At 72.9% G+C, this 26,210-nt stretch carries 23 protein-coding genes; 13 read left to right on the top strand and 10 right to left on the bottom strand.

Annotation, left to right across the window (positions count from 1 at the left end; all coding sequences use genetic code 11):
• Window positions 1-2: 2 nt before the first annotated feature.
• Together ACIP8Z_RS03390 and ACIP8Z_RS03385 are read right to left on the bottom strand one after the other, a co-directional pair.
• Window positions 3-1,655 (bottom strand): ADP-ribosyltransferase domain-containing protein, encoded by a 1,653-nt coding sequence (locus ACIP8Z_RS03390; RefSeq protein ID WP_402078109.1) that lies wholly within the window; start codon window positions 1,653-1,655, stop codon window positions 3-5.
• 136 nt (window positions 1,656-1,791) lie between these two features.
• Window positions 1,792-2,460, bottom strand: coding sequence for a macro domain-containing protein (locus ACIP8Z_RS03385; protein WP_402078107.1), 669 nt, complete (start codon window positions 2,458-2,460; stop codon window positions 1,792-1,794).
• 441 nt (window positions 2,461-2,901) lie between these two features.
• On the opposite strand from ACIP8Z_RS03385, the gene ACIP8Z_RS03380 reads away from it, so the two are divergent.
• Window positions 2,902-3,204, top strand: a complete 303-nt coding sequence (locus ACIP8Z_RS03380) for a helix-turn-helix transcriptional regulator (protein ID WP_187624190.1) — start codon at window positions 2,902-2,904, stop codon at window positions 3,202-3,204.
• On the top strand, window positions 3,201-3,593 hold the full coding sequence (locus tag ACIP8Z_RS03375) for a VOC family protein (protein WP_355959111.1): 393 nt from the start codon (window positions 3,201-3,203) through the stop codon (window positions 3,591-3,593). Before ACIP8Z_RS03380 ends, ACIP8Z_RS03375 begins: the two co-directional genes overlap by 4 nt.
• Window positions 3,594-3,651: 58 nt before the next feature.
• Here the strand turns inward: ACIP8Z_RS03375 and ACIP8Z_RS03370 are convergent, their stop codons facing one another.
• The 5 genes from ACIP8Z_RS03370 to ACIP8Z_RS03350 all read right to left on the bottom strand — a co-directional run bounded on the left by ACIP8Z_RS03370 (window position 3,652) and on the right by ACIP8Z_RS03350 (window position 9,237).
• On the bottom strand, window positions 3,652-4,557 hold the full coding sequence (locus ACIP8Z_RS03370) for a sulfite exporter TauE/SafE family protein (protein WP_402078103.1): 906 nt from the start codon (window positions 4,555-4,557) through the stop codon (window positions 3,652-3,654).
• Window positions 4,554-5,141 (bottom strand): rhodanese-like domain-containing protein, encoded by a 588-nt coding sequence (locus tag ACIP8Z_RS03365; RefSeq protein ID WP_402078101.1) that lies wholly within the window; start codon window positions 5,139-5,141, stop codon window positions 4,554-4,556. The genes ACIP8Z_RS03370 and ACIP8Z_RS03365 overlap by 4 nt, the downstream gene beginning before the upstream one ends.
• Before the next feature lie 99 nt (window positions 5,142-5,240).
• Complete coding sequence (locus tag ACIP8Z_RS03360; RefSeq protein ID WP_402078099.1) at window positions 5,241-6,629, bottom strand: rhodanese-like domain-containing protein; 1,389 nt, start codon at window positions 6,627-6,629, stop codon at window positions 5,241-5,243.
• 268 nt (window positions 6,630-6,897) lie between these two features.
• Window positions 6,898-8,331, bottom strand: coding sequence for a choice-of-anchor A family protein (locus tag ACIP8Z_RS03355; protein ID WP_402078096.1), 1,434 nt, complete (start codon window positions 8,329-8,331; stop codon window positions 6,898-6,900).
• A 66-nt stretch (window positions 8,332-8,397) separates the two neighbouring features.
• Entirely contained in the window at window positions 8,398-9,237 is an 840-nt protein-coding gene (locus ACIP8Z_RS03350) for a peptidoglycan-binding protein (RefSeq protein WP_402078094.1), read from the bottom strand.
• A 757-nt stretch (window positions 9,238-9,994) separates the two neighbouring features.
• On the opposite strand from ACIP8Z_RS03350, the gene ACIP8Z_RS03345 reads away from it, so the two are divergent.
• The 5 genes from ACIP8Z_RS03345 to ACIP8Z_RS03325 are packed head-to-tail and all read left to right on the top strand — an operon-like array spanning window position 9,995 to window position 14,095.
• Window positions 9,995-11,275: an ATP-binding protein gene (locus ACIP8Z_RS03345; RefSeq protein WP_402078092.1), complete on the top strand. Its 1,281-nt coding sequence runs from the start codon at window positions 9,995-9,997 to the stop codon at window positions 11,273-11,275.
• A 1-nt stretch (window position 11,276) separates the two neighbouring features.
• Complete coding sequence (locus ACIP8Z_RS03340; protein WP_229312772.1) at window positions 11,277-11,684, top strand: roadblock/LC7 domain-containing protein; 408 nt, start codon at window positions 11,277-11,279, stop codon at window positions 11,682-11,684.
• On the top strand, window positions 11,681-12,037 hold the full coding sequence (locus ACIP8Z_RS03335) for a DUF742 domain-containing protein (protein ID WP_266901946.1): 357 nt from the start codon (window positions 11,681-11,683) through the stop codon (window positions 12,035-12,037). The genes ACIP8Z_RS03340 and ACIP8Z_RS03335 overlap by 4 nt, the downstream gene beginning before the upstream one ends.
• Window positions 12,018-12,641, top strand: a complete 624-nt coding sequence (locus ACIP8Z_RS03330) for an ATP/GTP-binding protein (protein WP_319311965.1) — start codon at window positions 12,018-12,020, stop codon at window positions 12,639-12,641. Before ACIP8Z_RS03335 ends, ACIP8Z_RS03330 begins: the two co-directional genes overlap by 20 nt.
• The gene (locus tag ACIP8Z_RS03325; protein ID WP_402078089.1) at window positions 12,638-14,095 is read left to right on the top strand and encodes a cytochrome P450; all 1,458 of its coding nucleotides are present in this window, start codon (window positions 12,638-12,640) and stop codon (window positions 14,093-14,095) included. The genes ACIP8Z_RS03330 and ACIP8Z_RS03325 overlap by 4 nt, the downstream gene beginning before the upstream one ends.
• A 54-nt stretch (window positions 14,096-14,149) precedes the next feature.
• Here the strand turns inward: ACIP8Z_RS03325 and ACIP8Z_RS03320 are convergent, their stop codons facing one another.
• The gene (locus tag ACIP8Z_RS03320; RefSeq protein WP_402078086.1) at window positions 14,150-15,202 is read right to left on the bottom strand and encodes a hypothetical protein; all 1,053 of its coding nucleotides are present in this window, start codon (window positions 15,200-15,202) and stop codon (window positions 14,150-14,152) included.
• Between the two features lie 680 nt (window positions 15,203-15,882).
• Here ACIP8Z_RS03320 and ACIP8Z_RS03315 point away from each other — a divergent pair.
• Both ACIP8Z_RS03315 and ACIP8Z_RS03310 read left to right on the top strand, forming a co-directional pair.
• Window positions 15,883-17,049: an alanine--tRNA ligase-related protein gene (locus ACIP8Z_RS03315; protein ID WP_402078083.1), complete on the top strand. Its 1,167-nt coding sequence runs from the start codon at window positions 15,883-15,885 to the stop codon at window positions 17,047-17,049.
• 30 nt (window positions 17,050-17,079) lie between these two features.
• Window positions 17,080-17,763, top strand: a complete 684-nt coding sequence (locus ACIP8Z_RS03310; RefSeq protein WP_402078081.1) for a hypothetical protein — start codon at window positions 17,080-17,082, stop codon at window positions 17,761-17,763.
• 24 nt (window positions 17,764-17,787) lie between these two features.
• Here ACIP8Z_RS03310 and ACIP8Z_RS03305 read toward each other — a convergent pair whose 3' ends face one another.
• Complete coding sequence (locus ACIP8Z_RS03305; protein ID WP_402078078.1) at window positions 17,788-18,273, bottom strand: VOC family protein; 486 nt, start codon at window positions 18,271-18,273, stop codon at window positions 17,788-17,790.
• A 138-nt stretch (window positions 18,274-18,411) separates the two neighbouring features.
• Complete coding sequence (locus ACIP8Z_RS03300) at window positions 18,412-19,092, bottom strand: hypothetical protein (RefSeq protein ID WP_402078075.1); 681 nt, start codon at window positions 19,090-19,092, stop codon at window positions 18,412-18,414.
• A 287-nt stretch (window positions 19,093-19,379) separates the two neighbouring features.
• On the opposite strand from ACIP8Z_RS03300, the gene ACIP8Z_RS03295 reads away from it, so the two are divergent.
• The 4 genes from ACIP8Z_RS03295 to ACIP8Z_RS03280 all read left to right on the top strand — a co-directional run bounded on the left by ACIP8Z_RS03295 (window position 19,380) and on the right by ACIP8Z_RS03280 (window position 26,150).
• Window positions 19,380-21,749, top strand: a complete 2,370-nt coding sequence (locus ACIP8Z_RS03295; protein WP_402078073.1) for a SpoIIE family protein phosphatase — start codon at window positions 19,380-19,382, stop codon at window positions 21,747-21,749.
• Between the two features lie 74 nt (window positions 21,750-21,823).
• Window positions 21,824-22,507: a transcriptional regulator gene (locus ACIP8Z_RS03290; protein ID WP_402078070.1), complete on the top strand. Its 684-nt coding sequence runs from the start codon at window positions 21,824-21,826 to the stop codon at window positions 22,505-22,507.
• 199 nt (window positions 22,508-22,706) lie between these two features.
• Window positions 22,707-25,883, top strand: coding sequence for a type 2 lanthipeptide synthetase LanM family protein (locus tag ACIP8Z_RS03285; RefSeq protein WP_402078068.1), 3,177 nt, complete (start codon window positions 22,707-22,709; stop codon window positions 25,881-25,883).
• Between the two features lie 66 nt (window positions 25,884-25,949).
• Window positions 25,950-26,150, top strand: a complete 201-nt coding sequence (locus tag ACIP8Z_RS03280; protein WP_030319469.1) for a hypothetical protein — start codon at window positions 25,950-25,952, stop codon at window positions 26,148-26,150.
• Window positions 26,151-26,210: the final 60 nt, after the last annotated feature.

Raw genomic sequence — 26,210 nt, 5'->3', positions numbered from 1 at the left:
CCCTAGGACACCAGTCCCTGGCCCTCCAGCTCGGTCAGGCGCACGGTGCAGAGCCCGCCGCGCTCGGACTTCACCTCCGTCACCTTCAGCTGGGTGCCCGGAGCGAGGATGTACTCCTCCTCGCCCGTGAAGGCGGAGAACCGCCGGATCGCCACCGCCCGCGCCGGAGTGACCTCGAACAGGGTCCGCCGGCCGCGGCTCCCGAGGAACGCCTTGGCCACGCCCAGCTCGGAGGTGCAGGACGACACGCCCCACCACGTCACCGTCTGCCCCAGCGGGTACTGCGACCGCAGGTCCAGCGCGACACCGCGCCACAACGGCCGGGTCTGCGCCGGCAGCGACTTCACCGCGGAGAACAGCAGTCGCAGATACGGAAGGTAGGGCACCAGCCGCTCCCGGTCCGGGGACCGCAGGACGGCGTTGATCTCGCGGTAGAACGCCGACTCGCACGTGTAGAGGTGCAGCGCCGAGATCGCGTCGGCGGAGAGTCCCTCCCCGAACGCGGACTGCCCGGGCCCCGCCTCGGCGGCCTTCGACTCGCCGAACGCGCTCGACCTCTCGATGTGCCGGTCCAGCCGGGCGAGGACCCGCGACACCGGCTCGACGGCCTTGCGGAAGTCCATCAGCGGCGTGTCGAACACCCCGGTGACGGCCGGGAGGACGAGTCCCTCGTCCTTGACGCTCGTGAGGCGTTCCAGATACAGCTGGTGGAGCTCCATCGTCGAAGCGATGAACGCCCCCATCCGCTCCGCGACATCACCGCCCTCCGAACCGTCCGCGCCCGCCGGCTTCCGGTCCCAGCCCTTGCTCGGCAGCCAGTCGACCGGTTCGGCGCCCACCGCGGCCAGGGCCTCGTTCACCTGGGCGAAGTGGTCCCCTTCGCAGAAGATGTCGCCCTGGGCGGCCGGGTTCGCGTGGTCGAGGTGCCGGACCTCGACCCCCGGGTACTTCTTCTCCAGCCGCTGGACGACCCTCTTCAGGCTCCGGGCGTGCGCGCCCCACCAGGCGAACACCACACCCCGGTCCTCCTCCGCGGCGTCCTGCTTCGCCCGGAGGATCTCCTCGACGATCTGCTCGGCCACCGGCCGCCAGAAGGACGTGTGACGATCCGTCGGCACCGCCCCGTCCGCGCTCGCCGTGAGAGAGGCGTTGAGCAGGAGCACACCCTGGGTGAGCATCGCCTGGAACCACTCCGGCGGCGCGACGGTGTCCTCCTTCCTCAGCAGCGCGCGGACGTCGGCGATCGGCGTCTTCTTGACGATGCCGTACTTCCACATCGCGGCCGCCTTGATGATGCAGCGGATGCTGACCACACGGCCGAACTGGCTGTCCTTCCAGTCGCTGAAGGTGTTGTCGAACATCGCGATGCCGGTCGCGCTCTCCGCCCGCGGGTACGGGTTCTGCCCGAAGGCGACCACCTTCCACTTGTGCGGCGGATGCGGCTTCAGCGCCTGGAACGTCAGCTCGCGCACCGGAACCACCTCCGGACTGCGCTTCGGGCCGATGAAACCGGCGGCCCCCGGCTGGGCCTCGATCACCGGCGCCAGCAGCGGAAGCCACGGCTCACCGCCCCCGGTGAACAGATCGGCGAGACCCAGGGGGTCCCCGGCGGAGGAACCCGCGCCGCCGGCGGCCGGCACGTCGACATCGTTCACGAGGACAGAACTCCCAGAACTCGGACCGGCCGCCCCCTCGGGCCCACCGGCATGCTGTACGGATTCGGATTCGGATGCGGTGAGGTCATCACCGGCGGGCCCGCCCTGCGCGGCGCCGGCCTGAGGAACCTCCGCGTCAGTGACGAAAGCAAGGCCGCTGCGGGACGTTGATCCGGACCCGCCGCGCGGACCCCGCTCCCTCGATGTCGTCGAGCTGCCCGAGCACCGCGGCCCGCAACTCGTCGTAGTCCGCGAACCCGTGGTCGTGGAAGAGCGCGTACCCCGTCCACATCAGGTTGGCGCACACCCCCGCCGGCACCCGGCCCGTCTGCGCGCCCATCCCCACGAGCGCCACCGACCTGATGCTGCCGGGCTTCACCCGGTTCTGCAGGTGCACCGCCTGGAACGCCGCCGCGCACGCCAGCGCCACGTTCATCGTCTCGCTGACGTCCTGCGAGGACTGCCGCATGGTCGGCGTCGAGATCAGATACCGCGGTACGGCCGCCCCGGACGGGACGCACACCGCGCTGCCCACCGGCAGACTCCCGCCGAACCGGTCCCGGATCGCCCGCTGCACCCTCACCTGGATGCCCGCGCCGAGGTGCCGCTTGACGACGGCGTCCACGCCACCGTCCATCCGGCCCCGCGCGTTGGTGGGGGACACCCACGCGTCGACATCCACGTCGAGCAGGGACCCGCGCCGGATCTCCACCTCGGGCGTGTCCGCGAACGCGGACCGCCAGGCCGCCACCACCTCGTCGTTGACATCGACCAGAACGACCCTCAACGCACGTTCGACACCCACGAATTCGCCCCTCTCGCGCAACCGCTCGAACAAGATCGAAGCTATCGCGAGGCACTGACAACGGGGCCGGTACGGAGGCCGCCCGGGCTCGCCTCGCGGTCGCGCGGCGGACGGCCCGCGTCTCGCCGACGGCGAGATCCACACCCCGATGTTCCAGGGCTGGACCTTCCACACCCGCCGCGCCTGGTCGGCGGGTGCCCAGAGCCGGCCGTACGACCCTCCGGGTGGACTTCGACTCCCCCTACCGGCGGGGGCCCGCGCGGTGACCCTCCGCTTCCGGATGTACGACGCCGGAAGCAACCGGTACCGGGCGGTGGACCACATCCGTCCGGGCTGACGGGGGTCCGGTGCCCTCGGGATCCCGGTCGCTTGGGCGGTCCCGGTGCCCGGGGGCTCCGCCTCGACTTGATAGGCAAGTGAATGCTTGCCTATCCTGGAGTGGTGGCCGACGACCTCTTCAAAGCATTGGCCGACCCCACCCGCCGCACCATCCTCGACGAGCTGACGCAGAAGTCCGGACAGACGCTGTTCGAGATCTGCGCCCGGCTGAGCATGAAGCACCAGCTCGGCATCTCGCGCCAGGGCGTCTCCCAGCATCTTGCCGTGCTGGAGGCCGCCGGGCTCGTCGAGACCAGACGGGAGGGGCGCTACAAGTTCCACGACCTGAACACGGCCCCGTTGCGGCAGATCGCCGACCGGTGGCTCGCACCCCACCCGTCCGGACCGGAGGAGAACACCCCATGAAGATCCACCTGACCAGCGTCTTCGTCGACGACCAGGCCAAGGCCGAGCGCTTCTACACCGAGATCCTCGGCTTCGTGAAGAAGCACGACGTCCCGGTGGGCGAGACGGACCGCTGGCTGACCGTCGTCTCGCCCGACGAGCTCGACGGCACTGAACTCCTCCTGGAGCCCGCCGGCCACCCGGCCGTCAAGCCGTACCGCGACACCCTCGTCCAGGACGGCATCCCGCTCGCCCAGTTCGCCGTGGACGACGTGCGGGCGGAGTTCGAGCGCCTGACCGCCCTCGGGGTCCGGTTCACCCAGGAGCCCCTGGAGATGGGCCCCGTCACCACCGCCGTCTTCGACGACACCTGCGGCAACCTGATCCAGATCGCGACCAAGCCGCAGTAGGACGTACGGCGGCGGCACGCGCGCGACGCGTAGCGCGGCGGCGGCCCCGCGCGCCCCGTCAGAGGTGCCGCGGGGCGCGCCGTACGCGGGAGGCGATCACGGCCGTCGCGCCGCTCCCGCATCCGGCGCCGAGTACCGCCCAGGTGGCGGGGTGCGTCCAGGCGGCAGGGGGAAGCTGCCGCGCCAGGACGAGGACGCCCATGACGACGACGAACCAGCCGAAGGCCGACCGCAGGGTGTCCTGCGGGACGCGGCCCGCCAGCCGCGCGCCGGCCGTGCCGCCGATCACGGCGGCCGCGGTGACCGTCAGGACGAGCCCCCAGTCGATGGCGGCGCCCGTGAGGTGGCCGGCGAGTCCGGCGAACGAGTTCATCGCGATGACGAGGAGCGAGGTCCCGACCGCGAAACCCATCGGCAGCCCGCCGAGGATCGCCAGGGCCGGGACGACGAGAAAGCCGCCGCCGGAGCCGACGAGACCCGTCACGGCGCCCACGGCCAGGCCCTTGGCGGCGAGGCCCGCGAGCGCGGGACCGCCCTGCTCGGGCCGGGCCTGCTCGGTCCGGGTCCGCTCGGGCCGATCGGGCTCGGGCCGGTTCGGCTCGCGTCCGTGGCGCGGCCCGCGGAGCATCGCCACCGCTGTGGCCAGCATCATCAGCGCGAAGCCGCCGAGCAGGACCGTGCCGGGCACGTACTCCGCGAGCCGCCCGCCCCCGTACGCCCCGGCCATGCTGAACGCGCCGAAGAGCAGGCCGGTCCGCCATCGAACCCGCCGCGCCCGCGCGTGCGGGACCAGGGCGGCCAGGCTGGTGGCGCCGACGACGAACAGAGAGCCGGCGATCGCCTCCTTGGTGTCCTGACCCGCCAGATACACGAGGATCGGCACCGTCAGGATCGAGCCGCCGCCCCCGAGCACGCCCAGGCTGACGCCGATGAGCAGGGAGGCGGCGACGACGAGCACGGTCACGGCGTGCTCCGCAGCTCCGCGATCACCGAGCGGACGTCGGGGCGGGGACCGCGGTTGTACGGCAGCTTGGAGAGCAGGACGCCCATCATGCAGGAGTTGCTGAGGGCCGCGAAGGTCAGTCCCGCGCCGATCGCCGTCCCGATCAGGTGGACGCCCGGCACCAGGACGCCGACGAGACCGGTGGTCAGGACGACGGAGCCGGCGACGAGGCGCACCTGGCGCTCCATGTCCCAGCGCTCGGGGCCGCGGTTCACGGGCGCACCGGCCGCCTCCCAGGCGTTCACGCCGCCGTCGAGGACACGGAGGTTCGGCAGCCCCGCCCCGGCGAGCGCCTGCTCGGCCTGCGCGGCCCGGGCTCCCGACCGACAGACCAGGACGACGTCCTCGTCGAGGTGGGAGAGGAGCTCGGCGCGGTGCTCGCGCAGGGTGTCCAGGGGGACGTTGTACGAGCCCGGGATGTGGGCGGTACGGAACTCGCCGGGCGTGCGGACGTCGAGGAGGCGTGGGGCGCGCCCTTCCTGGACGAGCCGGTGCAGGACGGCGGGGGTGAGGGAGGGCGGGGCGGCTGAGGGGGTGGCGCTCATGCGTGACTCCGGATGGAGGGATGGAGGGATGGAGGGATGGAGGGATGGAGGGATGGAGGGATGGAGGGGCGGACGGAGGGGTCGAAGATCCGTGGAGGATCAGACGGCGGCAGGGGCCGTGGGCTGCGCCAGGGCCGCGTGGCCGCCCAGCACGTCGGAGACGTCCACGAAGCCGCGGTGGCGCAGCAGGCTCGCCGCGATGGAGGAGCGATGGCCGCCGGCGCAGTGCACGACCAGGGGTCGGTCGGTGGGCAGCTCGGCCGTGCGCCGGGGAAGCTCGCTGAGGGGGATGTGCAGGGCGTCGTCGAGGAAGCCGTTCGTCTCGCGCTCCCCGTGGGTGCGGACGTCCACGACGACCGGAGGGTGCTCGCCCGCGAGCGCGGCCCGGAGCTGGGCGGCGGTCAGCCGGCTCGCCGGGCCGACCTCGTCGGCCAGCTCCTCCAGGGCGTCCTCGGGGTCGCGCAGGTGGCCCGCCACGCGGTCGAAGCCGATCCGGGCGAGGCGGGTGACGACCTCCTCCGCGCGGTTCTCGGGCGCGATGACGACCAGCTCGTCGGCGGGGTCGAGGACGCTGCCGGCCTGCTCGGCGAACCGGCCGTCGGCGGGAACGTTCACCGCGCCGGCCAGATGGCCCGCCGCGAAGTCCTGGGGTGAGCGCGCGTCGACGACGACCGCGCCCGAGCGGCGCAGCCGGGCGAACTCGGCCCGGGAGAGCGGGTGCGCCGCCGCCGTGGCGTCGTAGCGGCCCCGGTTCTTGCGGTTGAGTTCGGCGTCGTACGCGAAGTAGCCCGGCGCGGTGGACTGGCCGGCGGTGACCAGCGCGACGAAGGCGTCGCGGCTCATCGGCGCGCAGGCGTAGTTGGTGGCGCGCTGCGTCCCGATCGTGGACCACTTCTCGGTGGAGAGGCTCTTGCCGCAGGCGGAGCCGGCCCCGTGCGCGGGGAAGACCCGCACCTCGTCGGGGAGGGCCATCAGCTTGTTCTGGACGCTGTCGTGGAGCATCGCGCCGAGTGCCTCGGCGGTGACGCCCACGGAGGCGAGCAGATCCGGGCGGCCGACGTCGCCGATGAACAGCGCGTCGCCGGTGAGGACGCCGTACGGGACGGTGTCGTCGTCGTGCTCGTACACCAGGACGCTGATCGACTCCGGGGTGTGCCCCGGCGTCTCCATGATCTCCAGGACGACGTCGCCGAGGGCGATCCGCTCGCCCTCGGCCAGCTCACGGATCGGGTACTCGGTCTCGGCCCGGCGGCCGTAGCCGATCCAGGCGCCGGTGCTGTCGGCCAGCTCCAGATGGCCGGCGACGAAGTCGGCGTGGAAGTGGGTGTTGATGACGCCGACCACGGTCAGGCCGTGGGTGCGGGCGTCGGACAGGTACTCGGAGACGTCCCGGCGCGGGTCGACGACCACCGCCTGGCCGGTCCGCTCGTCGGCGATCAGGTAGGACGCCTGGGAGAGGCAGTCGAGGTAGTACTGGGCGAAGAACACGGCCATCCTTTCGTGCGGTATGCACGTACCGGGGTACCCCTAGGCTTCTGATACCCCCCTGGGTATGTGCGAACTCGACCGTAAGGGGACTCCTCGCGGCAAGTCAAATACCCCCCTAGGTATCCGTCGGGGCGGGGTGAGCGCGCCGAGGGAGCGAAACGGCACAGAGCCGCCCTCCGGCCGGGAGGTCGTCCCGGCCGGAGGGCGGCTCTGCGGAGTGTGCGTTCGTGGCCCCGCCCGTGGGCGGGCGTGCCGTCGGATCATGGGGTCAGCGCTGGGTGCCCGCGCGCCGACGACGGGTGAGCACGAGGATCGCGGCACCGACCGCACCCAGGGACGCGGCGGCGACGGCGTAGGGCGTGAGCTGCGCACCCGTGGTCGCGAGGGAGCTGTCGCCGGGCTCGGTGGCGGACGGCGAGGGCGGCGTCGTACCGGGCGCGGCGGGCGCGGAGCTGTTCTCGGCGGGCGGTGCCGAGCCCTCGGGCGCCGTCGTCTCCGGGGTCCCCGGGACCTCCTCCGCGGGCTGCGAGGGGGAGGGGGACGGTGACGAGGCGGGGGGCGTCGTGGAGGAGGGGGTCGGCGTGGGGGTGGCGCCCGGGCCCTCGGGCGTGGGCTTGCAGGTGAAGGTCGAGGAGCCGGTCCACGGATAGTTGTGCGTCTCGTTCCCCGTGCCGTGGGTCCGCAGGTCGCCGCCGACGTAGACGCGGCCGTTCGTGCTGGCCGTCAGGTCCGCGGACGCCTCGGGAGCGAGGATCGACCCCATGAAGTTCCCTCCGCCGCCGAGGGTGAGCGACGGGGACGCCTCGAAGTTGTAGAGGATCCGCGAGGCGGCCTCGCCGAAGTGCGCGGAGTCGTACCCGTCGACGCGGTCGCCGTTGAAGCCGACGGACAGGGGCGAGACGCTCACCGCCTGACGCCCCGTCACGTTCACCACGACGGCGGATCGTCCGGGAATCGACCGGAAGTCGAAGGACGAGGCGCCGTCCAGCTCCTTGGCGGAGATCTCGAACACCTGCGGGCCGGTGGTGCCCGCCTGACCGCCCTCGAAGGTGACGGTGTCGCCCCGGCGCACGCTCGTACCCGTGGGCTTCAGCGACCCGAGGGACGCCGACTCGTCCCGTACGGTGCCGGCGAACGTGTCGTACGGCGTGAGGGCCTCGCGCGCGCCCAGGCCCGACGAGCGGCTCCCGCCGTTCGTCTCCAGCCTGCCCTTCTCGCCGATGGCGCCGCCGACGCGGACGGCGCCGCCGTGGCCGGAGGCGGAGGACAGGCCGTGGCCGACGTCGACCGTCGTCCCATCGGCTATCGCCAGGTCCCCGCCCACGGCCAGCATGACCGAGCCGGGCGGCGGCACGATGCCGGAACCCGCGCCGGCGCGGCCCACGTTGAACACGCCGCCGGACGCCTTGGCGAAGGTGGCGTTCCCGCCGACGACCAGCAGACCCTCGGCCTCGGCGGACGCGCCGTCGGCGGTGTAGTCGCCGCCGGCGAACAGGGCCACGTTGGTGTCGGTGAACCGCGGTTCGTGACCGATACCGGGTTCCTCGCCGGGAGCCGGGCAGGTTCGGGTGCTCCCCGGGGCGGGGGTGGCGGCAGGGGTGAGGGGCGTGGCGAGGGCGGGGCCCGCGGCGGTGATGCCGAGGACGACGCCGAGTGCCACGGCGCTGCTCAGCCGACGGCCCGTTCTTCCGGTGGTGCTCATGTGCTGGTCCTTTTCTGGGGTTCCATGAGGGGGTGGGGCGAGCTGGGGCGGGGCGGGCGCCTGGACTCAGTCGGTCTCGGCCCGCAGGGCGGTGCGGGTGAGGGGGCCGTAGACGCCGGGCCTCTCCGGGATGTTCCGCGCGATCTGGAAACGGCTCAGGGCCTCACCCACGGGCTCGGTGAACACCCCGTCGGCCGACCCGAGATAGAGGTAGAGCCGCTGGAGCCGCCGCTGGAGATCGGCGACTTCGGGGCCGGCGCTGCCCAGGGCGAGCTCGCGCGACGTGGGCCGTGGGGGCCGATGGGGCTGGTGCGAGGAAGGCGGCGGGGGTGTCGTCGTGGGGGCGGGGGAGGGCGTGGACGCGGCGGCGCGGGAGGGGGTGGCCGAGGGCGCGGGTGCGGCCGGGGCCGGGGGAGGGGTCGCCCGTGGGACACGGACATGCGCGCTCTCCCCGGCCGACGGGTGCGCGCCGGTCGGGGGGAGTCCGCCGGTCGAGGGGGTCGTCGGCGCGGTCGCGGCCGTCGCGAGGCCGGGGAGCGCGAGGGACGGGTGCGAGGGCGGGGTGGGCTCGGGGCCGGCGGAGAGCCAGACGGTCAGCGCGCCGGCGAGCCCCGCGGAGAGCGCGCCCGCGACCATCAGCGGAAGCGACATGGACCGCCACGCGGGGGGCGCCGTGTGGGCGGGCCGGGACCGGCGCGACCCGGGGGAGGGTGTCGCGGCATGGGCCGGAACCTTCGGCAGCCGCACGGTGGCGTCGAAGAGTTCGATGTCCTGCCCGCGGGCTCCCGCGCCGCCGCGGTGGGGCTCGGCGACCTTCCCGAAGACGCGATCGGTCGGGTGCTCCGGGCGCGCTGTTTCCCGGGCGATGGGAATGACTGCTGTGGTCAGGGCAGCCCTGTTGCGCATCGAGTGCTCCAGATGAGGCGAAGCCGAGTGAGGTGTGGCGAAGTCGTGGAGATCTTGACCATCGTTCAAAGGGAGCGTCAACTGACCTCAATGCCGCTGAAATCAGAAGCTTCCCGACCTTGTTCCTTAATAGACCTTTAAGGCGTGACGCACGTCACACGGGATGGGGTGGCGGTCAGGCTCGGGAGGGGTTCGTGGGTCCGGTGGGTCCGGTGCTCCGCGGGGCGGTCGTCTGTTCGGCTGCCGCGAAATCTGATGAATGGGCGCCACGATGTGATCGGGTCATTGCATTTTCCGTGCAGTGATTAGTCGTTTTATGGGTCGAGAATGACCACTGGAGGCAGCCCTTCCAGCACGGTCACATGGTGAACCCGAACTGACTATGCTCCCCCGTGTGTTGCGCTGCGATCACAGCGAGTCATGAACGCTGTGGTGTCGCGCGGACGGAACGTGGCACTCGCCCCAAAGAAGCCCGATTCGTTCCTGTCGGTGCATCGCATCACCTCAGTCCGTTCATTCCAGACTGATTAGGGACCCCTTGATGGTTCGTGCAGGTTCAATTTCCAGAGCCCGGCCACCCGCGGGCGATCGCGTCTGGCTCCTCCCCCCTGGAGTTCTGGCCGGAGCCTTTGCCATAGCGTTTCTTTTCTCCTCCGCACAGATACGGACACCGGTCGCCTGGTGCGGTCTCGCCGCGGTCGCGCTGACGGCCGTCGCGTCCGCCGTGACCGCGCGCCGACTGCGGTCGGGGGCCGTCGTGCGCTACGAGCAGGCGATCGCCGACGCGCAGGAGTACTACGCGCAGCGGGAGTCCGCACTTCTCGGACGGCTGGCCGATCAGCGCGCCACCACCGTCTGGCTCGCGGAGGAGCTCCTCCCGGCCGCGGTCGCCCGGATGAAGAAGGGCGACCCCGCATCGGAGATCCTGCGGTCCGTCAACTTCGGCGAGCACCTCGACGAGGACTTCACCGAAGCGGTCCGGGGTGCTCTGCAGACGCTCCTGGAAGCGGTGGAGGCCGAGGAGTACACCAGGGACGCCTCCCAGCGTGCCCTCGTCGCCGTCGCGCGCCGCGTCCAGGCGATCGTGCACCAGCTCGCCAAGGACCTGCACTCGATGCAGATCCTCCACGGCACGGATCTCGTGGTCTCCCGCGGCCTCCAGGGCGTCGACCACCGCACCGCCCTCATCGGCCGCCTCGCGGCCAGCATCGCCGTCCTCGGCGACGCGCGGCCCGGACGGCAGTGGTCGAAGGCGATCCCGCTCTACGACGTGCTGCGCGGAGCCATGTCCCGCATCGTCGACTTCCCCCGGGTGAAGCTGCAGTCGGTGACCGCCGTGGCCGTCGTCGGCCCCGGAGCCGAGCCGCTCATGCACCTCCTCGCCGAACTGCTCGACAACGCCACCACGTTCTCGCCGCCGCACACCCCGGTGGAGGTGTCCGCGAGCGAGGTGCCCTCCGGCATCGCCATCGAGATCGAGGACCGCGGGGTCGGACTCACCGAAGAGGTCCGCCAGCGCGTCGAGCGCATCATGGCGCAGTCGGCGTCGGGCATCCACCTGGCCGGACTCGGCGAGGTGACGCAGCTCGGTCTGCCCGTCGTCAGCCGGCTGGCCCGCGAGCACGGCTGCGAGGTCGACCTGCGCACCTCCGCCTACGGAGGCGTACGGGCCGTGGTGCTGGTTCCCCGGAATCTGATCACCACCGTGCCGCAGTCCGCCGTGCGGTATCCGCAGCCGCCCGCCCGGCGGCGCACGGGAGGCCCGATCCTGCCCAGGCCGACGCCCCCGGGCGACGCCCCGAAGGAATCCGTGGAGGTCAGGAAGACCGTCAACGGACTCCCGCAGCGGCGACGCGAGACACCCGTCCAGACGCCGATCGTCCAGGTGGGCCCCACGCCCCCCGCTCCGGCCGCGACCCGGGGATCCTCCGGCACGACCCGTCAGCCGGGTCTGATGTGGGAGGCCTTCAACGGCGACAAGCGCGCGGCCGCCGAACCTTCCCCCGCACACAGCGAGCCTTCAGATGAGGTCGAGTAACATGCTGCCACTGCCGAACATGGACTGGATGCTCAAGGAGCTCGTGGGCGGCGTCCCGTACGTACGACATGTCGTCGTGCTGTCGGCGGACGGCCTGTGCATCGGGCAGTCGAACACGGAGCCCGACACGGCCGACGCGATCGCCGCGGCCTGCTCCGGCATCCAGAGCCTGGCGAGGGCCATCGCCCAGCGGTTCCCCGAGGGGGACGGCTCGACGCGGATGGTCGGGATCGAGGCCGACGGCGGTTACTTCTCCCTGATGGCGGCCGGCCCCGGCGCCTACCTCGCGGTACTCGCCGACGACCAGGTGGACGCCGGCCTGCTGGGTGACCGCATGCGGACGCTGGTGGTCCGGATCGGGCAGCACATGACCAGCCCTCCTCGTGAGGACGTCGGGCAGGCGATGTGACATCGGAGAACCAGGACCCCTGGAATGAAACCGATCCCGTTCCGCTCTACGTCATTACCGGGGGCACGGGTTCCGCGGCGAACACCTTCAATCTGGTCACCCTCATCGCGACGCGCTCCGAGCCCGACGCCGCGATGCAGCCCGAGCAGGCGGCCATCCTCACGATGTGCGCCTACCCGCTCTCGGTGGCCGAGGTGTCGGCGTACCTCAGCCTTCCGTTCAGCGTCGTCACCACGCTGCTCTCCCAACTCGTCGAGGACGAACGGGTCGAGGCCATCGCACCCGTGCCCGTCGCGGCATTCCCCGAACGCGGCCTGCTGGAGGCGGTGATCCATGGACTACGCAAGCTCTGACGTACGCGTCGCCGGCCCCCACGGCGCGGACATGCCGCTGCCCCACAGTGCCAGGGGCGTCAAGGTCGTGATCGTCGGAGGCTTCGGCGTCGGCAAGACGACCATGGTCGGCGCGGTCAGCGAGATCCCGCCGCTGACCACCGAGGAGACCATGACGCAGGCGGGCGTGGGCATCGACCACAACCCCGGCGCCCACGGCAAGAACACCACGACCGTCGCCATGGACTTCGGACGGATCAGCATCAACGAGGAGCTGATCCTCTATCTGTTCGGGACGCCGGGACAGGAACGCTTCTGGTTCCTGTGGAACGGCATCTTCGAAGGCGCGCTCGGCGCCGTCGTCCTCGTCGACACCCGCAGGATCGAAGTCTGTTTCGAAGTCATCACCCGCCTCGAGGACCGCCGCGTCCCCTTCGTCGTGGCCGTCAACACGTTCCCTGAGGCTCCGCACCACCCCGTAGAAGACCTGCGCGCTGCTCTGGCCCTCAGCGAATCCGTGCCCATAGTCACCTGTGACGCACGTGACCGGGCGTCCTGCCGTGACGCCCTGCTGTCGCTGATGGTCTACCTGCGCACCCTCGCCGCCGCCCAGGAGACCGCATGACCCACCCACCCGCCGAACACACCACCGCGATGCCCGGGGCGATCCCCCCTCCGGGCTGCCCGGCCCACCTCGCCACCGGACCCGGTGGAGCGACCCGCCTCTACGGCGGCGCCGCCGAGACGGACCCCATGGGCCTGTACGAGGAACTGCGCGCCAAACACGGTCCGGTGGCACCCGTGCTGCTCGACGGCGACGTACGCGCCTGGCTCGTCCTCGGCTACCTCGAGAACCGCGACGTGGCCAGCCGCCCGACCCAGTTCTCCCGCGACCCCCGCGTCTGGCACGGCTGGCGCAGCGGCGAGATCGACCCCGCCACCTCGCCGCTGGTGCCGATGATCGGCTGGCGCCCCGACTGTGTCTGCGCGGACGGCGAGGAGCACCAGCGGCTGCGCGGCGCGGTCACGGCCGGCCTCAGCCAGTTCGACCACCGGGGCATCCGCCGTCACATCACCCGCTTCGCGCACCAGGTGATCGACACCTTCTGCGAGGACGGCGAGGCGGAACTGGTCGGCCAGTTCACCGAGCACGTCCCCATGCTCACGCTGACCCACCTGCTCGGCATGTCGGACGAGGCGGGCCCCCGGCTCGTCCACGCCGCCCGTGACCTCTTCAAGGCCACCGAGACCTCGCTCGCCAGCAACGCGTTCGTCCTGGAGAGCCTCGCGCAGCTCGTCGACGCCAAGCGGGTCCGCCCGGGACAGGACATCGCGTCCGCGCTGATGGCCCACCCCGCGAACCTGTCGGACGAGGAGGTGCAGCACCACCTGCGTCTCATCCTGCTCGCCGGGTACGAGACGACCGCCAACCTCATGTCCAACGTGCTGCGCATGGTGGTCACCGACCCCCGGTTCCGCGGATCGCTGGCCGGCGGTCAGATGACCCTGCCGGAAGCGGTGGAGCAGGTCCTCTGGGACGAGCCCCCGCTGATGGTGTGCCCGGGCCGCTGGGCCAACGGCGACACCACCCTGGGCGGACAGCAGATCAAGGCGGGAGACATGCTCCTGCTCGGCCTCGCCGCCGGAAACGTCGACGAGGCGATCCGTCCGGATCCCGCGACGCCGGTGCACCACAACCGCGCGCACCTGTCCTTCAGCGCCGGCACCCACGAGTGCCCCGGCCAGGACATCGGCCGCATCATCGCCGACACCGGCATCGACATCCTGCTCACCCGGCTCCCCGACATCGCCCTGTCGATCCCGGAGGAGGACCTGACCTGGCGTTCCTCCACCTGGGCCCGGCACCTGACGGCGCTGCCCGTGAGCTTCGCCGCCCGCGCCCCCCAGGAGTTCGACGTGCCGAGCCCGCTGCCGGCCCCGCCGGCCCCGAGCGTCGGGACGCCGGAGGCGCCGCCGTGGCAGACGGCCGAGCCGGAGCCCGTGCCCGAGCCGGAGCACCGGCCCGCACCCCGCCCCTCGTGGCGGACGCGGCTCAAGCACCTCCTGCGGATGAGGTAGGCCGCACGTCGAGGGGGCTGCCGACGCCCGTACGCCGGTATCCCCCTCGCCGGATCAGGACCGCTGCCGCTGTTCCGGCACGGAGAGGTCCGCGGCGGCGTAACGGGGCGCTCCCGTGTACCAGGCGTGGAGGCCGGACAGGAAGCCGCAGGCCCCCTGGAGCCAGGTCTCCAGCTCGGCCCGCTCGTCGTGATCGAGCCCCGACCGCCGTACCAGCTGCGGCAGTTCGCTCTGCCGGAGGTGCTCGAAGTCCCGCAGCCGGGTGTTCACCAGATTCAGGGCCGCGGGCACGGCGTCGTGGAGGGCGATGCCCAGGGACGCGCCGAGGACCACGACCAGGTTGTTGACGTCGTGCTCCTCGTTGACCTCCCGCTCGTACGACGCCAGGTCGTTGGCCAGCCCCATGTAGTCCATGAAGGCGTCGAGCAGGGCACGTACGGTACGGCTGTGCCGTATCTGCTCGGGTATGCGCGCGCCGGTGGCCAGCTCGACGGAGTACGGGGCGGTGTGGGCGGCGAAGCTCTCGCGCCGGAACGGGGCGTACTCGATCAGGTGGGGGACGCGGCCGCCGCGGCTGTTGGCCAGCTCCTCGACCCCCGCGTCGACGTAGCGCACCAGGGCCCGGTTGAACTCGTGCCGCCAGTGCGCCAGTCGGGGCGGGAAGAAGTGCCGCTGCAGATCGGCGATGCCCCGCTCGACCGGGTTGGACGGCACGGGCGTGCGGGCGCCGCTGCCGAAGTCCGGTCGCAGGAACTCGTGCAGCCGGGCGGTGAAGGCCACGGCGCCGGGCAGGTCGCCGGTCTGCTTGAACGCGGCGGCGAAGTAGTCGTCCCAGGCCAACGCCCAGATGTTGAAACGGTGGTTGAGCCGGAGGTCGGCGAACGAGGCGTCGGGCAGGGCCCAGGCGGTCAACTGATCGACCGTCATGGCGTGGAACTGCGACCGGGTCCATATAGGGGGATGGCCCGACGGTCCTTCCGCGCCGTCCAGCATGCCCATCGCGCGCGCCCACGTCTCGCTCTCCTCGTGCAGGGCCGACAGATACGGATTCACCCGCAGTGGATAGGGCATCCACAGCCGGGGCTGCTCGAGAGCACGCACTGTCATGGGGACCAACCTCCTTCTTCGTTCGGCCGCGGAGGGACGCGGTTGGGCTGTGTGCACTCCCGCACGTGGTGACGGCCGCACTGCCGTGACGCCGGACGATGCCCGGCGCGCGGCCCTCCAAACCTGCCCGCCACCGGCGATCGTCAACCCCTCAACTGTTCCTGACCAGTATTCAGAACAGCTTCATGCGGAAGGAAACGATCCTTCTGGAGAACGTTCCGTAATTCCGCGCAAACTGTCGTCATCCTTCCCCGGAGCCTTCGCCCGAGTGCCCTTCGGGCCTCGGACGAGTATGCAGAGGAGGAGGGCCGCCATCACGACGCCCCCCGCCTCGACGGCGTTGGCGACGCACGCACGCCTGCGCGCCCCCGGGCCGCGAGGGGCTCGTCCTCCTCTCCGGCACCGCGGGGCCGGCGGGCCCGGCCCCTGCCCGGCCGCGTGAATAATCGCGTGCCCGAACGACGGCGACGCGTTACCGTCGCTCGTATGAACGTCACCGGCCGAAGCCTCACCGCGACCGCGCGAGCGACCAGCTCGCCGGTTGCCGCCGCCTGACCTTCCCCCTCCCACCGGCGACCGGAAACGGCCCTCCGGTGGTTCCGTGGCTCCTCCGCCCGCTTCGACGACCCCGCCGGCCCGTTCTCCGGTGCCTCCCTTGCCGTACGCGAAGGAGCCATCCCATGAAGACCGAGCACATCGTCCGCACGTTCGTCGAGTACTTCGAGGAGCGCGGCCACCGCCGCGTCACCGGATCGACGCTGCTGCCACCGCCGGGCGACCCGGTCCTGTTCACCACCTCCGGCATGCACCCGCTCACCCCCTACCTGGAGGGGCGTCCCCACCCGATGGGCCGACGCCTCGTCAATGTACAGCGCTGTCTGCGCACCACGGACCTGGAAGAGGTCGGTGACGCCACCCATCTGACCGTCTTCGAGATGCTCGGGACCTGGTCGCTCGGCGACTACGAGGGCCCCCAGAGCCTCGAATGGGGATACGACCTGCTCACCGAGGGCCTCGGCGTCGACCCGGGCCTGCTCCACGCCACGGTGTACGCCGGGGACGAGCGGACGGGACAGGACAGCGCCTCGCTGGAACTCTGGCAGAACCGCGGCGTCCCCGTGGAGCTCACCGTCACCGACAACTGGTGGTCCAACGGGCCGACCGGCCCCTGCGGCCCCGACTCGGAGATCTTCCTGTGGAGCGGGGACACCCCGCCACGCTCGACCCCCACCGAGGACGACCGCTGGGTGGAGGTGTGGAACCACGTGATGATGCGGCATCGCCGCCTCGACGACGGCTCCCTCATCCCGCTTCCCCAGCGCAACATCGACACCGGGCTCGGCCTGGAGCGGCTCGCCTCCCTGCTCCAGGGGAAGCCGTCCGTGTTCGAATGCGACGTCTTCGACCCCTGGCGCCGCCTCGTCCCCCTGATCTGGACGCTGGACGAACCGACCCGGCGTCTCGTCCACGACCACCTGCGCTCGGCCGTCGTGGTGAGCGGCGACGGGGTGCGCCCCGGCAGCACCGGACGGGGGTACGTGGTGCGCCGCCTGGTCCGCCGCGTGCTCACCGTGCTGTGGCGGGACGACCCGACGCGCGGTCTGGGCGACCTGCCGTCCGAGCTGATCGAGCACACCCTGGACCACTTCCGGCAGGACACGGACCCGGGCGAGGTGCGCCGGATGCTGCTCGACGAGGAGCGCCGGTTCCGACGGCAACTCGAACGCGGCCGCCAGGTGCTCGCCCGCCCGCGGTTCCAGCGCCCGCTGGACGAGGAGGACCTCCACTACCTCCACGACACGCATGGCCTGCCTCGGGACCTGGTGAGAACTCTGCGCGAGGAATGAGGGTCCTTCTCGGTACGACCGGGTTCACCCGTGACGGTGGACCCGGTCCGAGCCGCCCACGCGCCCCGGGCCGGTTCGGGCACGGTGATCACCATGCACCCCCGCCGTACGACGTTCCTCCTGCTCTCCGTACTCCTCACGGCCGGCTGTGTGGCCGTTCCCCACCCGCCGTCGCCCCCGCCGCGGCCGGGGCCCGAAGGGCCGGCGCCGGCCGCCGACCGGTCTCCGACACCGATCTTCACGCCGGTCCCCGCGTGGCCCGTACCCGCGCAGTCCGTTCCGCACGAGGAGATCGCCGACACGGAACCGCTGCCCGGCACACCGGCCGGGAGGCCGAGGGGACGGCAGGTCACCCAGGGAGTGGGGGGCGCCGCCGACGCGCCTGGCACCGGGCGGCCACGGGAGCGGCGAACGGCCACGCCGCCGACACACAGAGGCGCGACGGCCACGCGCAGTTCGGCGAAGCAGGCCAAGCAGGCCAAGCAGGCCAAGCAGGCCAAGCAGGCCGCGGGGAAGACCCGTACACGGACGGAACCCCGGGCGGTGCCGTCCGGGCGGGGGGCGCCACGCCCCAAGGCGCCGTCCGCCACGCGCGGCGGGCCGCGGCCGGCGAGCGCCGGGACTCCGGCGATGCGCCGCCTGTGCCGCCAGGCCGAGGACATCGACGCTCCCATGGGCGCGGCCGACCTGTGCCGCGGCATGTACGGCCGCTGAGGCGAGCGAGCGCGGCCCGGGGGATCAGGCGCCGTTCGACCCGGGGTTCATGGACTCCATCGCTTCCTTGGCCCGCTCGTCCATCTCCTCGGTGGGGACGTCCTCGACGTGCGAGGCGACGTTCCAGCGGTGCCCGAACGGGTCCTCGAACTGGCCGGTGCGGTCGCCGTAGAACGCGTCCTTGACCGCCGACAGTTCCTTCGCGCCCTGCGCGAGCGCCCGGGCGAAGACCGCGTCGACGTCCGCCACGTACACGTGCAGGGTGACCGGCGTGCCGCCGATCGTCTTGGGGGAGCGGAACCCGAGGTCGGGGAACTCGTCCGCGAGCATGATGACCGAGTTCCCGATGGCCAGCTCCGCGTGGCCGATCCTGCCGTCCGGGGCCGGCATCCGCATGCGCTCCTCGGCGCCGAGCACGGACACGTAGAAGTCGATCCCGGCCGCGGCTCCGTCGACACAGAGGTACGGCGTGACCCGCGGATACCCCTCGGGGATGGGCTGTACGGTCACGGTTTCCGCCTTTCCCGACCGGGCGGTCGCCGTCGACCGCCACGTCCGCCCACTGATATCCCGGCCCCCGCGGCACGCACCGGAGCCGCGCGGCGGGCGACCAGGGGATGCCCCGAAGGGCGGCAGCGGCGACGTGCGTCAGCGGCCGACGCCGCCGACGTACATCCGCAGGTCACGGCGGCGCGCGACATGACCGCGCCACCCGGCGAGGAGCACCAGTACCGTCCAGGCGACGAGGCCGCCGATGAGCGCGTCCAGGCGGCCGGCCGCGTCGACCTGGTCGGCCTGTTCCATGGGCACCTTGCCGCGTGCGTCGCGCACGACGGCGAGGCGGTCGCCGACGGCCGGGGCGCCGCTGCCGCGATAGACGAACCTCTCCGCCAGCTCCCGGCCGTCGGAGCCGCGCAGGGTCAGTTCGTGGTTCTTGCCGCCGGTGCCGGCGGCGCTGTCGGCCACCACGAGGACGTCCTCACGGACCCCGTAGCGTTCGAGTGCCAGTTCGGGCGCGTACTGGACCGCGCCGACCAGCACGAAAAGCGCGGGTGCGATCGCGAGCAGGACCAGCCAGATCCCCCGGTGCAGCAGGTGCAGCATCATTCCGAAGGCCAGGCACAGCACCACTCCGGTGCCGATGGCCACCCATTCCGCGCTCGGGACGAGGAACGAGACGCCCGAGACGACAGCGGCCGACCCCCAGACGTACAGCACCAGGGCGAGGGTGCGGCCCACCGCCGTCCGCGGTCGGGCGGACCGGCGCACGGAGGCCGGCGGATTGCCGACGCCGGGTGCTGCCGCACTGCCGTGTAGGGCCTCTGACATGCACCTTCTCCTGATTCTGGCCGCACCTGACGGGTGGGACGGCCGACGACGGTGCACGATAGCCGACGGGCGGTCTCCCTCCCCGCCTCCTTCCGTCTCCGGCCGCGCCTCCGTCGCGCGGCTGCCGGGCGGGCGACGTATCGTCCGAATATGCGTGACGAGCGCGTACCCCGCCGTCGACCGCGCTCCGGGCCGCCGGGCCCGGACACGCGGGCCGGTGAGCGCAGCCGCGCTCCGCGCCCGGACCCGCGCGGTGCCGTGTCGGGCGCCGCGGGCGGGTGAGACCCGTGGGCGGGAGCGCGGGCAGCGGGACCGAGGACGTCTTCGCCGACGGCCGGATGGCCGCCGTGCTCACCGGTCTCATGCGGGACACCGAAGCCTCCGTGGGTTTTGTCTACCTGCTGATCCCGGGGGACCGGATGCTGCGCCTCGTGCTCCTCTCCGGCCTGTCCCGGGAGATCGCCGCGCCATGGGTACGGATCCCGGTCGACGCTCCGATCCCGGTCGCCGACGCCATCCGCGAGCGGAAGCTCGTATGGCTGAGCGGCCTGCAGGACATCGCCCACCGCTACCCGCGGATAGGGATCGTGCTGCCGTACGACTTCATGCTGGCGGCCGTCCCCATCGTCGACGACACGACCGTGTGGGGCGGTGTCGTCCTGCTCTGGCCGGTCTCGCACGCGCCGGAGCTCGACGCGCGCGAACAGGAGACGCTCGACGCCCACTGTCGTCTGTCGGCACGGCTGCTGCGGCGGGCCGCCGACCAGGATCCCCCGCCGCCTCACCCCACCGAGCCCTACGTCGTCCACCCCGAGCGTCCCTCCGAGGCCGACCCGGGCCTCGCGTCTGCCGCGCTCGACCTCGCGGAGCGGCTGCCGGTGGGCTGCTGCGCCCTGGACCTCGACGGGCGCATCACCTTCATCAACACCGCCGGCGCCGAGCTGGTGAACGCGGATGCGGCCGTGCTCCTGGGGAAGCGGCCGTGGGAGGCACTGGTGTGGCTGAACGACCCCGCCTTCGAGGACCGCTATCGCGCCGCGGCCGTGACCCGGCGGCCGACGTCGTTCACGGTGGTGCGACAGCCGGCGACGTCGTTGCTGTTCGAGCTCTACCCGGACGCGACCGGCATCAGTGTGCTCATCATCCCGAAGGCGGGCGGGGCGCTGCCCCACGGCGGGCCGCCCGGGCCGCAGGACGGGCCCGTCCCCTACGAGGGCTCCGTCCCCGCCGCGACTGCCGCCGGGGCTGTTCCCGGGGACGTGACCGCGCCCGCCTCCGTGATCACCCCCGCCCCCGGGACCGCCCCCACCCCCGGGACCGCGCCCGAGCCCGGGCCCGGTCCGGACTCCGCGACCGCCCCCGGCTCAGCCGCGGCGTCCACGCCCCTGCCTCCCGCCGCCCCCGCGTTCGCCTCCGTGCCGACGCTGCCGAACCGCCCCGGCAAGCCGGTCGGCGCGACCGCTGTCTACCAGCTGATGCATCTCGCGGCGTCCCTGGCCGAGGCGGCCGGTGTGCGCGACGTCGTCGATCTGGTCGCCGACCAGATCGTGCCCGCCTTCGGTCCGGAAGGCCTCGTCCTCATGAGCGTCGACGACGGCCGGCTGCGCGTCATCGGCCACCGCGGCTACAGCGACGAGTTCATCGAGCACTTCGACGGCAAACCGCTCACGGCGCCGGTCGCCGACGCCCAGGTGCTCTCCACCGGCGTCCCCGTCTTCTTCCGCACGTACGAGGACCTCCGCCGCGCCCATCCCCAGGCCCCGCGCTACGAGGGCCGCAACGCCTGGGCGTTCCTGCCCCTGATCGCCTCCGGCCGCCCCGTGGGCTCGCTGGTCCTCTCGTACGGACGGCCCCGTCCCTTCCCGTCCGCGGAGCGCGCGCTGCTCACCTCGCTGGCCGGGCTCATCGCCCAGGCCCTGGACAGGGCCCGGCTGTACGACGCCAACCGCTCCCTGGCGCGGAGCCTCCAGAACGTCCTGCTGCCGCACCATCTGACCCCGCTCCCGGGTCTCGACGTCGCCGCCCGCTATCTGCCGGCGGGGCACGGCATGGACATCGGCGGGGACTTCTACGACTTCGTCCGCGCGACTCCGACCTCCGTCGTCGCCGTCATCGGTGACGTCCAGGGGCACAACACGACCGCCGCCGCGCTCATGGGGCAGGTGAGGACCGCCGTCCACGCGCACGCGACGGCGGGCGCGTCGCCCGGCGACATCCTGGCGCGCACGAACCGGCTGCTCGACGACCTCGACGCCGACCGCTTCACGAGCTGTCTGATCGCCGAGTTCGACCTCGCCCGCCACCGGCTGCGACTGGCGAGCGCGGGCCATCCGCCGCCCCTCCTGCGCCGGGCGGACGGCGGCGCCGAGGTGCTGGAGGTCCCGCCGGGGCTCCTCCTGGGGATCGCGACGGACGTCACGTACGACACCATGGAACTGCCCTGGGAGCCCGGCTCCGTCCTCGCCCTGTACACGGACGGACTCGTCGAGGCGCCGGGCCTCGACATCGGTACGGCCATGACGGACCTGGCGGAACGGCTCAGGGTGTCGACCGCCCCTGATCTGGACCGGCTCGCGGACGAGCTGACCCTCCATGTCAGGGACGCCGCGCACAGGACCGACGACGTGGCCCTCCTCCTGGTGCGGAGACCGCTGTAGTCGCCGACGCCGTCGAACTCCTCGGACCGTACGGGCCGGGTCCAGCCCCGACCCGGCGACCTATGCTCTGACGTGTGGTGAACCCCAGCGATCTCCAGGACTCCTCGGCCGGCCCCGTCGTCTCCGCCCCCGAGCTGCTCGCCCTGCACGCCGTACGGCTCAAGGGCGTGGCCGACGACGGCGAGGCGGCGGCGCGCTACGGGCTCGATACCGAGGTCGTACGGGAAGCGCTGCTCGACCACGAGGCGAGGGGCTGGGTGACCCGGCGGGCGTTCGCCGGGACGCGGGGGTGGACCCTGACCGACTCAGGCCGGGTCGAGGGGGAGCGGCAGCTCGCCGGGGAGCTGGCGGAGGCCGGCCTCGGGCCCTTCGTACGGGAGCGGTACGAGACGTTCCTCGCCCACAACGCCCGCTGCCTCCGGGCGTGCACCGACTGGCAGGTGCGACCGGACGGTGCGGGGCGGCTCGCCGTCAACGACCACGGGGACGCGGCCTGGGACGGGCGGGTGCTCGACGAACTCACCGAACTGGGCGGGGTCATCGACCTGCTGTCGGACGAACTGGGGACGCGGATCGGCCGCCTCGGCGGGTACGGCCCCCGCTTCACGGGCGCGCTCGCCCGGGTCCGGCGCGGCGAACTGTCATGGGTGGACCGGGTCAAGGAGGACTCGTGCCACACGGTGTGGATGGAACTCCACGAGGACCTGCTCGCCACCCTCGGCATCGCCCGGGGCGAGGAGCCCGGGGCGCGCGGCTAGGAGAAGGGCATGCGCGCGGCGCGGCGTCGACACTCTGGTCGTCCGGCCGTCGGAGCGCGGCAGTCCCCTCCACCGGCGCTGCGGATTCCGGCCTCCGGGGAAAACATGGGGGGATGTTCCCCATGTCCCGCAGGCCTGCCTCGTACCAGGATCGGACACGGCCCCGGAGCGGTGGGCCGGTCGGTTCGAGGAGGGGACGATGGCGGTGAGAGCCGGGCATGAGCGGGCGGCGACGTCGCTGTCGGCGATCGAGCGGTGGTGGGACAGCGGGCTGGTCCGCGACGAGGGGGACGCGGAACGGCCGGACTGGGCCGAGCTGGCCGAGGAGGCCGTGGCCGCCGCCCCCGCGCTGGTCGAATCCGCCGTTCCCACGGGGGAGTTGCCCGGGCTCAGTGGATTCGAGTGGGCCCTGCGGACGTTCACCGGCCGCGCCGGGGCCCGGTTGGAGCGGCGTCTGTCGGGCCGGGCGCGCGAGCTCGTGGACCTGACCACCGTACGGGGCGACCTGGAGCGGCAGCTCAGCGGCAGGCTGGCGCGGGCCGCCGCGCGGACGCTGGTCCTCGAACTGCACGAGGCGCGCGGCGCCGGGCGGCTCGAAGGCGACGACTCGCGGGCCAGGTTCCGGGACTTCCTGGCGCGCACCGCTTCCCGGCGCGGACTCTCCGAGCTGCTGGCCGGGCGTCCCGTCCTCGCCCGGATCCTCGGGCGGGCGGCGCTCGACGCGGCGGACGCGATGGCGGAGGCGCTGGAACGGCTCGCGGACGACCACGCCCTCCTGACGACCTCCGGTCTTCTCGCGCAGTCCGGCGGCGACCCGGGAGCGCTCGTGGGCATCGAGCCCGGCGCCGGCGACGGGCACCGGGGCGGGCGCACGGTGATGCTGCTGCGCTTCGCCGATGGCACGCGGCTGGTGTACAAGCCGCGCCCCCTCGCCGTACACCGCCACTTCAACGACCTCGTCGCCTGGTTCAACGGGCTCCCCGGCACCGTGGACCTGCGGACCCTGCGGCTGCTCGACCGGGGCGGGTACGGATGGGTGGAGTTCGTCGCCGCCGGCCCCTGCGCCTCCGCGGCGGAGGTCGAGACGTTCTACCGCCGCCAGGGCGCGCTGCTCGCGCTGCTGCACCTGCTCGACGGGACCGACCTGCACCACGAGAACCTGATCGCCGTCGGCGCCCACCCGGTCCTCGTCGACGTGGAGACCCTGTTCCACCCGCCGCTGCCCGGCTCCGGCACGTCCGACCCCGCCGCCCGCGCGCTCCACGACTCGGTGTACCGGGTGGGGTTGCTGCCGCAGCTCCTGGTCGGCGACCACAGCGCTCTGGACGTGTCCGCGGTCGGCGGCGGCCGTGAGGGCGTGTCGCCCGTCGAACGCGCGGACTTCGCCGACGCCGGCACCGACCGGATGCGACTGGTGCGCAGGGCCGGGACGTTCGGAGAATCCGCCAACCGGCCACGGGTGGCGGACGGCGGGCCGGTCGACCCGGGGGCTCACATCGACGCGCTCTGCGCCGGGTTCCGGGCCGGGTACACGGCCATCGGCGCGGCGGTGGACGAACTGCGCGGAGAATCAGGACTGTTGAGGGCGTTCGAGCGCGACGAGGTACGGGTGGTCGTGCGTCCCACCTGGGCGTACTCGCTGCTCCTCGACGAGTCGACCCACCCTGACCTCCTGAAGGACGCGAACGCGCGGCAGCGGGTCCTGGAGACCCTGCGGACCGAGCAGTTCGGTCCGGTCCTCGCGCCCGGCGTGCTCGACGAGGAGATCGCCCAACTCTGGGCCGGAGACGTTCCGTTGTTCACCGCCAGGCCCGGCCGGGACGACGTCCGGGGCGCGCCTGGACGACCGCCGGCGGACCGTACGGACCTGCCGGGCATCGCCCGCGTCACCGCGAAGCTCGACGCCCTGGACACCGTCGACCGGCAGGACCAGGAATGGATCGTACGGGCCGCGATGGCGACGACCTCCCGCGTCCCCGCGCACCGGCCGGCCGCCGGGCGGCGCACCCGTACCGCGGGCCGCGCCCCCGAGCCGGAGCGGCTGCTCTCCGCGGCCCGGTCCGTCGGTGACCAGCTGGTCTCCCTCGCGTACCGCGCGGGGCCGCGCAGCAACTGGATCGGCCTTGAGCTTCTCGACGACCGCTACTGGCGGATCGGCCCGATGGCGGCGGACCTGGCCGACGGCTACACCGGACCGGCGTTGTTCCTGGCCCAGTTGGCGGCCCTCACCGGCGCCGGACACTACGCCGAGGCGGCCCGTACGGCCCTGACGCCGGTGCCCGGGCTGCTCGAAGCGCTGCACGCCCGGCCCGAGGAACTCGGCGCGGTCGGCTCGGGGGCCTTCTCCGGCCTCGGCGGCATCGCGTACGCCCTCGCCGAGACGGCACGGCTGCTGGACGATCCGGAGGTCGGCGCCTGGGCGTCGGGCGCACTTCGGCTGGCCGCCGCGGCGACCGGGGCCGAGCCGGAGTACGGGGTGGGCGCGGGGCTCGCGGGCGGACTTGTGGCGCTGTCGGCCGCCCTCGGCGGTCGTACGGATGCGGGGACGGGTGCGGGCACGCGTACGGGCGCGGGTACGGGTGGCGGATCGGGCGCTGATCCGGAGATCGTGCGGGCCGCACGGGCCTGCGCGGACCGGCTGGTCGTCGCCGCCCACGCCGCCTCCGCCGTCGGTCCCGTGGACGCCGAACCCACGGTCGCCGAACTCGCTGTCCTCGGGAGGGGCTTCACGGAGGGGGCTGCCGGGATCGGATGGGCCCTGCTGCGGTTCGCCGAGACCGAGGCCACCGCCGAGGCGACCGTCGGGGCGGGGCGCCAGGCCGCCGAGCGGTACCGGCTCGCGGGACTGTCCGCGATCCGGGCGGCCGTCGGCCCGGATTCCCCGGACGGCGGCCCGGGAGCGGGCGGAGGCCACAGGGGAGTCTCCGCCCCCTCCCCGGGCGCCGGACTCGCGGGCACCGCGAGGGCCTCGGCCTGGTGCCGGGGAGACGCCGGCGTCGCGCTCGCCGTGCTCGACGCACCTGGTGCCCTGGCCGACCCGCACCTCGCGGCCTGGGCGCGGGGGGCCGCGCGGCGACTGGGGCAGAACGGGGCGGCCCCCGACGACAGCCTGTGCCACGGCGAGGCCGGCCTGTGCGAACTCCTCGGCCACTCGGCGCTCCCCGAGGCGCGACCGCACTGGATCCGTCGGGCGGGGGCGCTCCTCGCCTCCGTCGAGGAGAACGACGCCAGGAGCGGTGCCCCGGACGGAGTCCCGCACCCCGGCCTGCTGACCGGTCTCGCCGGGATCGGCCACGGCCTTCTCCGGGCGGGATTCCCGGAGCGCGTACCGTCGCTCCTCCTCCTGCGCACCACAGAGAGGCACCAGGACCGCTGACCCGCACCACGCACGACAGCTCGGCACCACCACCACTCCCGCGGACACGAAGGACGAGTGAGGACCATGCAGATCAGTGACTCGGTGACGTACGTCAACGGCGGTGCCGGCGCGGAGGCCGCGGCCCAGGACGACCCGGTGGGTGAGGTGACGCTCGGCACCGGCGGCATGCTGGGGCGGCGCGGCCGGCTGCTGAGGACGGCCGATCTGGACACGGTCGCCACGTGGGACATGCCCTACACCACGGGCACCATCACGGTGTCCTGACGCGAGGGCGGACGTGGGCCGGGGGCTCCCCGGCCCACTGCCGCGCACGAAAAGGATCAA

This window comes from Streptomyces sp. NPDC088553, from assembly GCF_044752965.1.
Lineage (GTDB): Bacteria > Actinomycetota > Actinomycetes > Streptomycetales > Streptomycetaceae > Streptomyces.
Note: the sequence above shows the minus strand (reverse complement) of the source record. Positions and strands in the feature narration are given on the sequence as shown.

Coding starts and splice junctions, on each gene's coding strand:
- ACIP8Z_RS03375 (WP_355959111.1), top strand. CDS start 3,201: ATGAAGATCCACCTGACCAGCGTCTTCGTCGACGACCAGGCCAAGGCC.
- ACIP8Z_RS03365 (WP_402078101.1), bottom strand. CDS start 5,141: ATGAGCGCCACCCCCTCAGCCGCCCCGCCCTCCCTCACCCCCGCCGTC.
- ACIP8Z_RS03355 (WP_402078096.1), bottom strand. CDS start 8,331: ATGAGCACCACCGGAAGAACGGGCCGTCGGCTGAGCAGCGCCGTGGCA.
- ACIP8Z_RS03350 (WP_402078094.1), bottom strand. CDS start 9,237: ATGCGCAACAGGGCTGCCCTGACCACAGCAGTCATTCCCATCGCCCGG.
- ACIP8Z_RS03340 (WP_229312772.1), top strand. CDS start 11,277: ATGCTGCCACTGCCGAACATGGACTGGATGCTCAAGGAGCTCGTGGGC.
- ACIP8Z_RS03330 (WP_319311965.1), top strand. CDS start 12,018: ATGGACTACGCAAGCTCTGACGTACGCGTCGCCGGCCCCCACGGCGCG.
- ACIP8Z_RS03325 (WP_402078089.1), top strand. CDS start 12,638: ATGACCCACCCACCCGCCGAACACACCACCGCGATGCCCGGGGCGATC.
- ACIP8Z_RS03320 (WP_402078086.1), bottom strand. CDS start 15,202: ATGACAGTGCGTGCTCTCGAGCAGCCCCGGCTGTGGATGCCCTATCCA.
- ACIP8Z_RS03315 (WP_402078083.1), top strand. CDS start 15,883: ATGAAGACCGAGCACATCGTCCGCACGTTCGTCGAGTACTTCGAGGAG.
- ACIP8Z_RS03300 (WP_402078075.1), bottom strand. CDS start 19,092: ATGTCAGAGGCCCTACACGGCAGTGCGGCAGCACCCGGCGTCGGCAAT.
- ACIP8Z_RS03285 (WP_402078068.1), top strand. CDS start 22,707: ATGGCGGTGAGAGCCGGGCATGAGCGGGCGGCGACGTCGCTGTCGGCG.
- ACIP8Z_RS03280 (WP_030319469.1), top strand. CDS start 25,950: ATGCAGATCAGTGACTCGGTGACGTACGTCAACGGCGGTGCCGGCGCG.